The 13,231-nt window shown below is 35.4% G+C and carries 11 protein-coding genes and 1 riboswitch; of the genes, 3 read left to right on the plus strand and 8 right to left on the minus strand.

The annotated features are described in order from the left end of the window. Position 1: 1 nt before the first annotated feature. The 4 genes from AC4BB5_RS02320 to AC4BB5_RS02335 all read right to left on the minus strand — a co-directional run bounded on the left by AC4BB5_RS02320 (position 2) and on the right by AC4BB5_RS02335 (position 4,065). Positions 2 to 1,510, minus strand: coding sequence for a helix-turn-helix domain-containing protein (locus AC4BB5_RS02320; RefSeq protein ID WP_490457811.1), 1,509 nt, complete (start codon positions 1,508 to 1,510; stop codon positions 2 to 4). A 258-nt stretch (positions 1,511 to 1,768) separates the two neighbouring features. After that, positions 1,769 to 3,121: a branched-chain amino acid transport system II carrier protein gene (brnQ, locus tag AC4BB5_RS02325; RefSeq protein WP_490457812.1), complete on the minus strand. Its 1,353-nt coding sequence runs from the start codon at positions 3,119 to 3,121 to the stop codon at positions 1,769 to 1,771. A 115-nt stretch (positions 3,122 to 3,236) separates the two neighbouring features. Further along, on the minus strand, positions 3,237 to 3,725 hold the full coding sequence (locus AC4BB5_RS02330) for a GNAT family N-acetyltransferase (RefSeq protein WP_490457813.1): 489 nt from the start codon (positions 3,723 to 3,725) through the stop codon (positions 3,237 to 3,239). A gap of 13 nt (positions 3,726 to 3,738) precedes the next feature. Then, positions 3,739 to 4,065 (minus strand): MazG nucleotide pyrophosphohydrolase domain-containing protein, encoded by a 327-nt coding sequence (locus tag AC4BB5_RS02335; protein ID WP_490457814.1) that lies wholly within the window; start codon positions 4,063 to 4,065, stop codon positions 3,739 to 3,741. Positions 4,066 to 4,413: 348 nt separating this feature from the next. On the opposite strand from AC4BB5_RS02335, the gene AC4BB5_RS02340 reads away from it, so the two are divergent. Next, a complete protein-coding gene (locus tag AC4BB5_RS02340; protein ID WP_490457815.1) occupies positions 4,414 to 5,061 on the plus strand; it encodes a histidine phosphatase family protein in 648 nt (215 codons plus the stop codon). A 47-nt stretch (positions 5,062 to 5,108) separates the two neighbouring features. Continuing rightward, the gene (locus tag AC4BB5_RS02345) at positions 5,109 to 5,675 is read left to right on the plus strand and encodes an LOG family protein (protein ID WP_490457816.1); all 567 of its coding nucleotides are present in this window, start codon (positions 5,109 to 5,111) and stop codon (positions 5,673 to 5,675) included. Between the two features lie 52 nt (positions 5,676 to 5,727). Here the strand turns inward: AC4BB5_RS02345 and AC4BB5_RS02350 are convergent, their stop codons facing one another. The 3 genes from AC4BB5_RS02350 to AC4BB5_RS02360 form a co-directional block, all read right to left on the minus strand. Next, a complete protein-coding gene (locus AC4BB5_RS02350; RefSeq protein WP_490457817.1) occupies positions 5,728 to 7,854 on the minus strand; it encodes a 5'-nucleotidase C-terminal domain-containing protein in 2,127 nt (708 codons plus the stop codon). Positions 7,855 to 8,164: 310 nt separating this feature from the next. Continuing rightward, positions 8,165 to 8,908, minus strand: a complete 744-nt coding sequence (locus AC4BB5_RS02355) for an amino acid ABC transporter ATP-binding protein (RefSeq protein ID WP_490457818.1) — start codon at positions 8,906 to 8,908, stop codon at positions 8,165 to 8,167. Between the two features lie 9 nt (positions 8,909 to 8,917). Continuing rightward, complete coding sequence (locus AC4BB5_RS02360; RefSeq protein WP_490457819.1) at positions 8,918 to 10,510, minus strand: ABC transporter permease subunit; 1,593 nt, start codon at positions 10,508 to 10,510, stop codon at positions 8,918 to 8,920. Positions 10,511 to 10,660: 150 nt separating this feature from the next. Continuing rightward, a riboswitch (Lysine riboswitch) is annotated at positions 10,661 to 10,832 on the minus strand. A gap of 272 nt (positions 10,833 to 11,104) precedes the next feature. Between AC4BB5_RS02360 and AC4BB5_RS02365 the strand changes: the two genes are divergently transcribed. Next, positions 11,105 to 11,908 (plus strand): hypothetical protein, encoded by an 804-nt coding sequence (locus tag AC4BB5_RS02365; protein WP_490457820.1) that lies wholly within the window; start codon positions 11,105 to 11,107, stop codon positions 11,906 to 11,908. 116 nt (positions 11,909 to 12,024) lie between these two features. Here the strand turns inward: AC4BB5_RS02365 and AC4BB5_RS02370 are convergent, their stop codons facing one another. Next, on the minus strand, positions 12,025 to 13,026 hold the full coding sequence (locus AC4BB5_RS02370; RefSeq protein WP_490457821.1) for an Ig-like domain-containing protein: 1,002 nt from the start codon (positions 13,024 to 13,026) through the stop codon (positions 12,025 to 12,027). Positions 13,027 to 13,231 lie beyond the last annotated feature (205 nt).

Genomic DNA, 13,231 nt, shown 5'->3' on the forward strand with positions numbered 1-13,231 from the left:
TTTATTCTTGAATTATATTTTTCTTCTCAAAAAGTTGTTGTAATGTGCGATATAAGTCAGCTAATTCTTCTTCATCATAAGATAAATCCCAGAAGTAAAGAGGTAATTCAGGATATTTTTTTCTAGGCAATAAAGAAGAACTAATAACTAAATCATATTGCTCATTTAAATCTTCCTGATAAGGAGCAGAGTCTACGAATCCCAGATCATTTAGAAATTGATAAATTCTTCTGACTAAAAGAAAATTATGCTCAAAAGCGATACCGACAGTTAAATGCTCAGAATGTTTCGGTTTGTCATAAGCTGGCAATAAAACACTTTTGAATGCTTTGACTAATGGATTTTTGATTGTGTAAATAAATTTATATTCTTTTTCTTTCGCTTTTTCATCAAAGAAAGCTTGAATTTTTGTTTCAAGAAGTTCATCTGCTTTTTTTCTTTTTCGTGGTAGCTCTACTAACTTTTGAAGATTTGGAAAAGGCTGTCGTAAAACAAAAAAAGCAAAGGTGATATTTAGCAAATTCCCAATAATAATTGGTTTATTAAGGACCTCAGGCTCTTTTTTAAAGATGTTCGTTTTGGCGTGATCCAAAAATTCTTGAACTAATTCATAGACTGGATTAGGCCGAGAGGCAAAATCATGTAGTGTTTGAAATAGTGAAGGGTCATCATCTAGTGTATAAAAAGGAGCATAATGAGCTAAGAAAAAGATAAAGCTGCTTTCTCCTTTACTATACTTAGAGGGTAATGCCTGTATGGGACCAAGCTCTTTATTTAGACGCTCAAAATCATAGTAAGGGTTATCCATCATTAAAAAATCATACTTCTCATCGTAACAAACATAAATCTTTTTTCGAGTCCGGCAAAGAAAAATCGCGGCAAAGTAGGTCAGCTCTTTTGCACCTAAGTAAGTTCTAGATAAAGGAAAATATTCAGAAAAGGCACTAGCGAGCCTTTCAGCATCCTCACGTGCAACACTTTTAAATGGCCAAGCAGTTCCTCTGGTTCCTAACCACAAGGTATCAAAAAGTGCGACTCTCACAGCACGTTCATCACCAGACAAGTTGGCTTCAGTATATGTAAACCTCAGATTATATTGCTTTACGTGCTTTTTCAAAGGCAGCATCTTTCTAGAAACTGTGGAGCGACTAACATAATAGCGTTCACAGAAGTCATCTATGTTAGGAGAATCATAGTTTAGAAAATAAAGAATAAACTGAAACGGTACTGACTTTTTCAGCAAAAAGTAGCGGTATTCATCGATTGTTACAAGCAATTTAGTGCTATCAATTTTCCCAGCCTTTTGTAAAATTGATGGATGAGTAGAGATTACTTTAGTTAGATCATTATTTATTTCATTTACAATAATAAAAGTCTGTTGATAATTTAAAACAAGTTCATCAGATAATTGAGTAATAGAAATATCTGATTGATTGATTTGTGTGATTCGTTTGAAAAGTTTAAATTTTGTGAGCATTCCCGAATCCATCATCAATTCCTCATAAAGCATGCTAATCACTTCCTTGTCCCTATTCTACTGTACTTTATGCTCACTTGTCAGCTAAGACGATAACTGTAGAACAGTTAGTGACGCTTCCTTAACAAAAAGGCAAACTTTTGCCGGAAATGAACAAAAGATAAACTACGTTGAACATTGTTTCCCATTTTGGATAAAAAAAATACCAGTATGGTAGATAAGTTTATACAAGAGGATGAACTCAAAAAAAGAGATGGATAAAAACACAAAGTTTTATCACATCTCTTGTTGTTAACTATAAACGGATTCTTTTTTTATTCTGATCCAAATCAACCCAGCAATCAACCCGAGAAATGCTGGAACGACCCAGCCCATACCGATTGTAAATAAAGGCAAGTAGTTCTGAGCAGTTTTTAAAATAGCTGCAACTATAGTATTTGATTTGATAAAATCAGGTGCACTATTTAACGCATCCAACAATGCTGCAAAGAGTGTCACATATGTTGTCATTTGGTAGACTTCCTTACGATGCTGAAATAGTGGGCTGATGATCACTAAAATCATCAAAGTCATTGCCAAAGGATAAAGAAACATCAAAACAGGTATCGAAAATTGAATGATATTGGTTAAACCAACGTTCGCAAACAAACAAGGTAAAATACTAGCAATCGCAATGTAAAAGGCATAAGAACCTTTTGGAAATAGTTCGCTAAAAGTTTCAGAACAAGCAGTGATTAAACCAATTGCTGTTTTCAAGCAAGCTAAAATAACAATAAATGCCAATAAGATACTGCCTAAATTACCCAAATAATGGTTAGCAATTTGCGCTAAAGCAATGCCACCATTCTCACTAAGAGGGAATTTACCTAAACTCATTGTTCCCATATAAGATAATAGTGTATAAATGATACCCATCAAGACAACACTGATTGCTCCTGATTTTATAGTATCTTTAGCAATATCATTTGGTTTTTCTACCCCCATCCCTCGAATGGTTGAAACAATGATGATTCCAAAAGCCAGAGAAGCTAATGCATCTAATGTATTATAGCCCTCTGTAAAACCTTTGAAAAAAGGGTTTACTGCATAGGCATCAGTAATAGGCGCGGAAGATACCGCTCCAAGTGGAGTAAGAAAAGCAAATAGAATCAAAATTGCCAATAAAAATAGAAATAATGGATTTAAAAATTTACCTACATAACCTAATAACTTAGATGGTTTACGAGAAAACCCCCAGGCAATCAAAAAGAATAGTGCAGAAAAAATTGCTAAAATCAATTTATGCTGGTCAGTTGGAATAAAAGGGGCTAAACCAATCTCAAAAGAAGTCGTTGCCAGGCGAGGTAATGCAAAAAAAGGTCCAATCGTCAGATATAATAACACGGTAAAAGCAACAGCATAACGGCGATTGATGCGAGTTGCTAAATCAAACACACCATTACTTTTTGAAATCCCTATTGCAATCACACCTAAAAAAGGCAAACCTATCCCTGTAATCAAAAAACCAAGATTAGCTAGGAAAATACTAGCTCCGGCTTCTTGTCCCATATGAACAGGAAAAATTAAGTTTCCTGCCCCAAAAAATAAACCAAATAGCATGGAACCTACATAAAGGTAGTCACGCCATGATAATTTCTTTGTCACACTTCAACACTCCTCAAATTTTGTCCTTACTAAAAGTACCAGAATAAGAAGAGTAGAGCAAGTGAATTTTCAGAAAAAATTAGATGTTTTCTGAAAATGTTAAAATAAGCTTAGATTAATCGATAAAATAAGCGAATTGGTAGTCATCACAATAGTGCCCATTTATAAAAAATTCATCTTTGAATAAGGCTTCTTGGGTAAATCCATTTTTGCGATAAAATTGAATAGCTTTAGTATTAGCTCCCATGACTCGTAAAGAAATCTTACGGATACCTTCTTTTTTCGCTACTTCTTTTACATAATCCAATAAGCTCCGTCCAACCCCTAATGACTGACTATCCGAATGGACCCCGATCCCTAACATCCAATGTTTTTTATGAGAGAGTAATGGTGTTGGATGATGAACGTCAACAAAACCGTGGAGCCTGTCTTCATCTACAGCGACAAAAATGTTCCTGCCTTCTATTTTCTCTTTGTATTCGTCAACAGATGCATAATAATGAAGCACAGGAGAGTTCTCATTCGTCCAAATCGTATTTTCTATTTTCAGTAAAGTTGGAAAATCTTTTTCTTCAATTGGACGAATCGTAATTATGGTGTTCATTATGATCCCTCTTTCATAGTTGTTTTTCAGCGAATCGTTCTTCTAATTTTTGTTTATGAGACGTCAAAATATCTTCAAAACGAATATCGTATTTATCAGCTAAAATAAAGATATTGTCTAAAACATCTCCGAGTTCTTCAGTCAAATCGTGAACTAAGCTTTCTGAATTTTTTTCTTCTTCATCGGGTCGATCACGACCGATTTCTAAAGCACGTACAGCACGAGCAACTTCTCCTGTTTCTTCTGATAAGAAACCTACACGGATGAACGAATTAAGCGCATACCAGCCCCTTTTTTTATAAAAATCACTGATCCATTGTTGATAGTATTGAAGTTCCATCTAATTCCCTCCCAGTCTATTTTACTATGGTAGCATAAGGCAGAGAAAAAATGAAAAATACTTAAAATAGCTTCTTCTAAAACAATAAATTTTTATAGAATTTTGTTTATAAAAAAATTGAAGAGATAAAAGTGGTGGAATTTAAAACTGTCGTTAACTAGTATCCAGGCATTTTATTATTGGGGGAAAGACTAACTATAATAATGAAGAGTGAGACAAAGTGGTATTTTTTTACTCATCTTCTCTTTATAAATGCTAGAATTAAGAACAATATTTTAGAAGTGAAGCAAAAAAAATTTATTTGTAGTATCATAATCAAGTGTATGAATCATTTCAAAAATGGAGGGGATGGAACAAGTGACTACATTTTATTTTGTTCGGCATGGTAAGACTGAATTAAATTTGAGTTTACGCTTTCAAGGTGGAGAAATTGACTCGCCATTGTTACCTATTGGGATCGAACAAGCGATTCAGGCAGGACGCTATCTTTGCGACATTTCATTCGATATGGCAGCTGTCAGTACTCAAAAAAGAGCCATGGATACTGCAAATTATATTCTTAAAGAAAATAATTATTTGAACAAACTGACTGTTCAGTATCATGATAATCTAAGAGAAATCAGATTTGGTGATCGTGAAGGAGCTGAGATAGATCAGTCAGATGAACAAACTAATCATCTACGAAAACGACCTGATTTATATGATCCTACAGCTTTTAGTGGTGAAACGATCGATTCATTAGTTGCGCGATCAACTCAGACGATAGAAAAAATAAGTGAAAAATTTCCACATGGAAAAGTGTTGATTGTCGCTCATGGAGTGCTACTGATCACACTTATCAACTCACTAGTAGGAAAAGAGAAATCCAAATGGCGTGAAGGTGGCCCCTTAGCGAACACAAGTATTACGATTTTGGAAAGAGAGAATAATCAGAGCGAGTATATGATAAAAGCATTTAATGATATTTCGTATCAATCCAAAAATGAAGAAGCATAAAAGCAGAGAAAAATTCTTATTTAGTTAGAGTAGGTGAGGTTTTTACGATGAAAGTAGCAGTTTATTGTGGTGCTAGTGAAGGTAATAATACAGTTTACAAGGAGAGAACAAAAGAGTTAGGTCATTGGATGGGGAACAATGCGTATGATCTTGTATATGGAGGCGGCAATGTTGGTCTAATGGGAATCTTAGCAGATACGGTCATTGAAAATGGCGCTAAAGCGATTGGTGTTATGCCAACGTTTTTACTAGAACGGGAATTGGCTCATCAAAATATTACTGAAATGCATATTGTAAATGATATGCATGAGCGTAAGCGTAAGATGATTGATTTAGCAGACTGTTACTTAGCGTTACCTGGAGGACCTGGAACATTAGAAGAAATATCAGAGGTTGTTTCTTGGGGACGAGTTGGAGAACACCAAAATCCCTGTATCTTTTTTAATGTCAATGGGTATTACGATCTATTAGCAGAATTCTTTGACAAAATGGTTGAGGATGGTTTTTTAACGTCAGCGGATCGAGAAAAGATTTTTTTTTCGGATGATTTAGCACAAATTCAACGATTTATCACAGAATATACACCACCAGAAATTCGTTCTTATAAAAAATAAAAGGCCGTATCCAGGACATAACTCTACGAGCTATGTCCTGGATACGACTTTTTTATCTTTTTATAAATGCTGCTCGATTTTTAGAGGGAAAAGGTGTGTTTTTAGGAACGACTTTTATCTCTATTGCTTCTAGTCGTTTAGATAAACCTTGCGTTCCGGCGGATTGTCCGTTTTTTCCCCAACCTAACCAGCCATAATCTTGGGAGTGGACACGATAATGTACTTCATATTGGTTTGCGATAGCACCGCGTAGTTTAATTTGGATGGCTTCCAGACGCTTAGACTTGCCAGTAGTCCCACTAAGAGCATTATTTTCTTTCCAACCTTGCCATCCATAGTCTTGAATATGGGTTTTATATTGGACAGCTCCGTCGATGGCTGAATCTATTTTTATTTGAATGCCTTCTAACCTTTTCGATTGCCTTACGGTTCCGCTAAGGTTTCCTGAGGTTACATAAGGTTTCCAACCTTGATCTTGTACGTGTGTCCGATATTTAAAATCGGTATTTGGGTTAAATGGTGTGTACTGTTTTCGATTATCGATTTTAGCATTGATTGAGACTTTTTGCTCTTTATGGTCGTTAAGATATTGAATGAAGGCTTCAGTATCGTTAGCTTGTAGTATGCCTAAGAGTTTTCCTTTAGAAAAAATAGGACTGAAAAAATCACTAGTATAAACATACTCGTTCACAACCAAAGTAATTACTTGCTGTAAAGTAATAGTAGAGCTTTTTTTCTTCATCAGTTTAGTGACTAGATAAGGTTGTGCATTAGTAGAGTTATTAGTATATTGATAAGAAATTCCCGCAATTTGGAGGGGATTTTTTTGATTGTTTTGATACTGTTTGTTCAAAATATCGGTCAATTGTTGTCCTGAAAGCTGAACAACATATAATGGATTATTAAACGGCTGAACACGATGAGCATGCCCGTAGCTGATTGATTTGTCAGAATTAACAGCTAAATCAGCACGTAAACTACCATTATTTACCAAAGCGCCATCAACAGAAAATCCTTCTTTATTGGCAATTGATAGCTGAGCATCAGCGACTAAATTGCCTAAGGCAGATTCTTTGAAAAGATTATCTTTTTTTGAAATTGCAGCAGTAGAGACCGCATAACTGATCGTTTGCTTAGAAAGATCCTCGATTCGTTGGTCAGCGTCAGTCACCAAAGCTTCTATAGTTGGCTCTTTAGCAAGTGCTTTATTGACATGAATAACTTTGGCAGTAGGCGTCGTTGTGAAATCATTTGTTTCAGAATCAATTTTACCATCAACATTGCTAAAAGCACGTCCGCTGGATAAACTTTGAATGATTCGTGTGTTGCCTATAGCTGTATTGACCTCTTTATGACTATGCCCATCAAAAAAAATATCAATGCTATGTTCGGGAGCAATTTGGTTTAGTTTATTGATAATTGCTTCTCCGTGACCAGTATGGGCAATAACAACAATTGCATGCACACCTTGATCTCGAAGTTCTTGGCTATATTTAGCAATCGTTTCTGCTTCATCTAGAAATGTGTATTCTTCGTGGTATTTTTTTGAAACTAGATTGGGGATATTTTTAGTAACGATTCCGATTAAACCGATTTGCATTTTCTTTTGATCCATAGTGATTTCTTTTACCGCATAAGGTTTCCAGTTGTATGGAATGGCATGGTCACGTTTTTGTAAAACATTGGCAATCAGTAGTTCTTGCGTACTAGCTTCTCTAGGGTAATTTTCGGTTTCCAAATTAAATTGCCCTATTTCTGGAGCAGTACCAGTTAAAATTCTATTGAATTCTGTTAAACCTTCATCAAATTCGTGATTGCCTAAAGTGCCGTAATCAAAATGCATCTGATTCATTACTTTAATCGTAGGCTCATCTTGAAGTAGGCTAGAGTTAACTGGACTGCTGCCAACCATATCGCCCGCTTGAACTCTGAGTGAAACAGCGTTAGGGAATTGTGACTTGAAGGTATTTCTTGCTTGATTTAAGTTACTAGCAAGAGCCGATGCCTCAGAGAGAGCACCATGGAAATCATTAGTGCCTAAAAATTGTATTGGCAGCACCGCTGATTGTTGAGATTGAGTAGTACTGGTTAGCTCATTAGCTTGGACAGGTTTGGGTGAAATCGAATAAGCTAAAAAAAGAGCAGTGAAAAGCAATAATAACTTGTTTCTATTTTTCATTTTATAACATCTCCTTCAACAGAATATAACATATGTTATATGGAGTTTCTAGCTTATTTCAAGAGAATCGATTTTTTATTAAAGTACCTTTAATAATCTTATGAATGAACGCATTAAAAGAAATTCCTCTATCTTCAAATAACTGTATATAAAAGGAACAAATGTTAGAATCTAGATCCTTAAGTGAACGAAGCCATTCTATGTAAGTTTTTCAGAAGTATCAATACATGACTCCATTGGCATGCCAAAAGAAAAACCTAAGTTGAACTGCACGCGTTCGACTTAGGTTTTCCCTTCTAATAAAATACTACTATTCTTGTGATAAGATTCGATGTAAAAATTCTTTTGTTCGTTCTTCTTTTGGATGAACAAAGATATCTTCTGCGCTACCTTCTTCAGCGATGACACCTTTGTCCATAAAAATTACACGATCAGAAACTTCTTTAGCGAATGCCATTTCGTGTGTCACGATAATCATCGTTAATCCTGTATCAGCTAAATCCTTCATAGTTTTTAAAACTTCTCCGACCATTTCAGGATCAAGTGCTGAAGTCGGTTCATCGAATAACATTACATCTGGGTTCATAGATAAAGCACGAGCAATCGCTACGCGTTGCTTTTGTCCACCAGAAAGTTGTGATGGTTTTGCATCTATAAAACGTTCCATACCCACTTTATCTAGATTTTCTAAAGCGATTTTACGTGCTTCTTCTTTGTCACGTTTCAAGACAGTCAGTTGTCCGGATGCACAATTTTCTAAAACATTCATATTATTGAACAAGTTAAACGATTGGAAAACCATGCCTAAATGCGTACGGTATTTAGGTAGATTATATCCGCGTTCCAAAACGTTCTCACCATTGTAGATAATTTTGCCCCCAGTGGGTTTTTCTAATAAGTTGATGCAACGTAAAAGGGTTGATTTGCCCGAACCAGAAGAGCCGATGATTGTCACGACTTCTCCTTTATTTACAGTCACGTTGATATCTTTTAAAACTTCATTTTCACCGAAGCTTTTTCTTAGATGTTCGACTTCAATAATTGTGTTCATCATTATCTCCTCTTAGCTTTCTTTTAGATTTTCTACTTCTTCTAATTTTACATAAGCAGAAGGACCATCCATCTTCTTCTCAACGACTCGTAAGATACGTGTGATAGCATACGTCATGATTAAATACATGATCCCAACGATCGTAAATGTTTGGAAGAATTGAAAATTTGCGCCAGATGCAGAATTTCCTTGGAAGAATAGGTCGGCTACACCAATCACGCTCAAAACAGCTGTATCTTTAATATTGATAACAAATTCATTTCCTGTTGCTGGTAAAATATTACGTAAAACTTGAGGAATCACAACTTTGCGCATTGTTTGTCCATGCGTCATTCCAATTGCTTGTGCTGCTTCAAATTGTCCTTGATCAACAGCGAAGATTCCGCCACGAACGATTTCAGACATATAAGCACCTGTATTTATCGAAACAATGAATAAAGCTGCGATTGTTCTATCTAGAGAAATCCCAAAAGCTAATGCTAAACCATAGAAAATCACCATTGCTTGTACCATCATTGGCGTCCCACGGAATACTTCGATGTAGATCGAAAGCAAGGCGTTACCTAATTTTTGGAAGAAACGTGCTACTTTATTTTCTGATTCTGGAATTGTCCGAACAACACCAATCAATAATCCTAAAGTTGTTCCTACAACCGTTCCGATCAAAGCAATAAGTAAGGTTAAACCAGCACCACGCAAGAACATACCGCCATATTGATCCCAAATATTTTTGAAATCGGCTAAAACGCCTGTTTTTTCATCATTACTTGTTTCAGCAGCAGGTTGATCTTCGACTGCTTGATCCATTATTTTAGTACGTTCTGCAGATGAAATATCTGACAAAATTTGGTTGACTTTGGTAATGGAAGGATCTGCTTTACGCATGCCGACAGCGATTTGAACGTCTTCGGTATTGGTTTGGAAGCCACTTTCTTTTGAAAACTCAAGCATTTCTAGCTCTTTATTGACACTTGTAGCAGTTACTCCTTCTGGTCGTTCACTGACATAACCATCGATCATACCAGAAGCCAATGCTGTTCTCATCGCAGAGAAATTATCCATAGCTTGTTGCTTATTCACACCAGAAATTTGATCAATTACACTATAATGGAAAGTATTTAGCTGAGCTGTGATTTTGGCACCTGATAAATCTTTTAAATTTTTTGCATCTGCAAATTTGCTTTTTTTCTGAACCACGACAACTAATTGTGATTCATAGTAAGGATCTGTAAAATCAATTTCTTTCCGACGTTCAGCTGTTGGGCTCATCCCAGCGATGATTGCATCTATTTTACCTGACTGTAACGCTGGAGCCAGCCCATCCCATTTTGTTTGAACAATCACTAGTTTTTTATCTAAACCATCTGCAATTTTCTTAGCGATTTGGACATCATATCCTCCTGCATAAGAAGAATTTCCTTGGATTGGTACTGCGCCATTCGCGTCTGTTTTTTGTGACCAGTTGAATGGTGCATATCCTGCCTCCATACCAACACGGAATTCACCGTTTGCATCTGTTCCTTCTGCCTGGCTGAACGAGGGAGCGCAGAAAATACTTATAACAACTGCTACTAACAAGCCAAGTGAAAATGATTTTTTATTCATATTGTTCTTCCTTTCTCCTAGACCACGAAATTTATTCTACTATAATTTAGTTTAAAGAGTTTTGAAGAATGTGTCTAACAAATTCTTCTTTACGTAAAAAAGCAACCATACAAAAATGCATGGTTGCCTACTATCGTCAGGTACTCTCAACAAAAACATAGCGCAACTTAGCATCACTACTAAGACAGTCCGTAAGTTGTTCGCTTACGTCCCAACGCATAACAGGGAGGCTGTTATGCATTTCGGCGATTTTTCCTAGACTTGCTTCGACGTGTCCTCTCACTCCGCAAGCTTAATAAAAACCGCAACCTCTACCTCAATTTGAGGTACTATTTAATTATTAGATTCAAGTAGAAAGTGTACGTCATTTGAGAGGAAAAGTCAATATTTTGATTAGGGACAAATTGAATAGAGTAGTATTCTTTTCATTTACTAATGGATTACGGACACTTTAACGCATAATAGCAGCAGAGTTCCTAGTGATATAGCATGGAAAAACAACGAAAATGTCATTTTTATAAAAAAGTTATACTTTTTATATTTAAATTTGTTATAATTAATATGTAACTAAAAAAGTTCATAAAGGAGAAAAAAATGAAGAAAAAGTTGGTTAAACAGTTGGTTGTCACTTCAGCATTTGCAAGTGTTATTTTGTGTCCAAAAGTAGGATTTGCGGAGAACTTAGAAGCTAGTCAAGAAATCAAGACAGAAGTTAAGGATGGGAATATTTCAGTTAAAGCTAAGAATATAAAATTAAGTTTTGACGATATCCATTACGGCAATAAGGAGACAAGATATATTTATCCAACGATTGATAAGGAAAGCATCAGCCAATCAGATCAAATGACAGTAATTGAGAAGGTAAATCCATATAGCGGCCAGCAGCCTGTAATTCCGCCAGAACCCTGGTATCCATGGAAAGACTTGATGATGGCAATTACGAATAATAAAACGAGTGCACCCGATTTTAAAATCACGTTAAAACGTACTGGATTTACTCATGAAAAATCTGGAAAAGAGATGACAGGTGCTGACTTATATATTGGGAGATTCCATGATAGTTTAGACTTCAAAGGAGAAAAGCGTACTGACAATGTTGGTGAGGCTGATAAATATTGGTTAGCTGAATATGTAACTTTAGATAAGGATAATTCCGCTTTGATTGCTGATTATCGTGGTGAGGCGGCAATTGGTGAACATTGGCTGTCACCTTTCCAAGTTCCTGGGACTGATGATGATGGTTATAGAAAGAATCCATATCCAGGTGGTTATATTTCAGGTGAGGAAACATACAAAGAAAAAAACATTTCATTAGGAATTGATGCCAATACAAAAATTCCGACGGCAGGCTCTTATGTTACTACATTAACTTGGTCTGTGGAACAAACCCCAGGATAACTATTCAATAAGATGATTAAATAATAGTTAAAGGTCTGTGGTGAAAGACAAAAATGGCTTCCACTACAGACCTAGTTTTTAATTAAATAATTAGATAGTGTAAAAAATCGACTATCTTATATTTCTCTAACAATAAAATAATCTTTGATAATCTTAGGGTTTTTCTTATCTACATACATAATAACCATTTTACTATTATCCAGTTTTCTATCAGCACTAACATAGTACAGTGATGGAAGTAATGGAGTGCCAAGTGTTAATGGCTGAACATTATACAGACCAGTTCCATTAATAGTGTCTAATTCACCGATTTTTAGATTATACATTTTATTTAGTTTGTTTAGATGCAAGAGAATATATACTTTTTCATTAGAGGGGGATTTAAGTTCAACAGTTTCATTTAAATCTTGTTTAGAAAAATATAATCCGTTTCTTGCTGGGAAGGTTACATCTACTGATTGTAATTTCTCTTTCACTGTAACAGAGACACGTTTTTCGATTTCACCAAAGTTAGTGACAGATAATACTGAAATAGTGGTTGTTCCTACTTTTTTACCTGTGATTTTACCATTGTCATCAACGGTTGCGATAGATTCATCTTCTGAAATCCAGAATAATTCTTTGTCTGTTGCATTGGCAGGTAAGACAGAAGCTTTAAGCGTTGAAGAGTTACCTAAATGTAATTCTACATTCTCTTTGTCAACACTGATTTCTTTAGGAGCAACCTCGTTTACTGTAACATCGATATACTTGGTGATTTTACCGTCTGCTGTTGTTACATCGATTACTGTAGAACCAGGGTTTACTCCAGTGATTTGTCCATTGGCATCAACAGTTGCAATCTCTTCATCTGTTGTGCTCCAAAGTAGCTGCTTGTTTGTTGTATTAGCTGGCAAAACAGAAGCTTGAAGTGTTACAGAACCTCCTGCGTCTAGTTCTATTTCATCTTCAGCCACGATTTCTTGAGGTGCTACTTCAACAGAATCAGAGACTTGAACAAATTTGTCAGTACTGACATTTGAGCGGGATTCTACTGCAGAAACTGATTCAGGAGACAAACTAGCTAGAGATGTTCCTAATAAAACAATACCAATTAAACCTAATTTAAAATTTTTCATAACAATTAATTCCTTTCCCATTTTAAGGTTTTAGTCTACTGTTCATAGAATAGTAGCTAGGGAAATTATAATATATCTCGTAAGAAATAGCAATATATATAAATGAACTTATAACAATTCATTTGTTTAACAAAATAGTTAAAACTTTTCAACAGTATAGAGATGTTGATCTTAGACTTGGATAATTCTTTTTTAATTTTTGGAT

The organism is Enterococcus sp. AMC1252, assembly GCF_058216515.1.

Bases quoted from the DNA above. Each gene is read 5' to 3' on its own strand.
- AC4BB5_RS02360 (WP_490457819.1), bottom strand. From the start codon at position 10,510: ATGAATAAAAAATCATTTTCACTTGGCTTGTTAGTAGCAGTTGTTATA.
- AC4BB5_RS02350 (WP_490457817.1), bottom strand. From the start codon at position 7,854: ATGAAAAATAGAAACAAGTTATTATTGCTTTTCACTGCTCTTTTTTTA.
- AC4BB5_RS02335 (WP_490457814.1), bottom strand. From the start codon at position 4,065: ATGGAACTTCAATACTATCAACAATGGATCAGTGATTTTTATAAAAAA.
- AC4BB5_RS02320 (WP_490457811.1), bottom strand. From the start codon at position 1,510: ATGCTTTATGAGGAATTGATGATGGATTCGGGAATGCTCACAAAATTT.
- AC4BB5_RS02345 (WP_490457816.1), top strand. From the start codon at position 5,109: ATGAAAGTAGCAGTTTATTGTGGTGCTAGTGAAGGTAATAATACAGTT.
- AC4BB5_RS02370 (WP_490457821.1), bottom strand. From the start codon at position 13,026: ATGAAAAATTTTAAATTAGGTTTAATTGGTATTGTTTTATTAGGAACA.
- AC4BB5_RS02330 (WP_490457813.1), bottom strand. From the start codon at position 3,725: ATGAACACCATAATTACGATTCGTCCAATTGAAGAAAAAGATTTTCCA.
- AC4BB5_RS02340 (WP_490457815.1), top strand. From the start codon at position 4,414: ATGGAACAAGTGACTACATTTTATTTTGTTCGGCATGGTAAGACTGAA.
- AC4BB5_RS02355 (WP_490457818.1), bottom strand. From the start codon at position 8,908: ATGATGAACACAATTATTGAAGTCGAACATCTAAGAAAAAGCTTCGGT.
- AC4BB5_RS02365 (WP_490457820.1), top strand. From the start codon at position 11,105: ATGAAGAAAAAGTTGGTTAAACAGTTGGTTGTCACTTCAGCATTTGCA.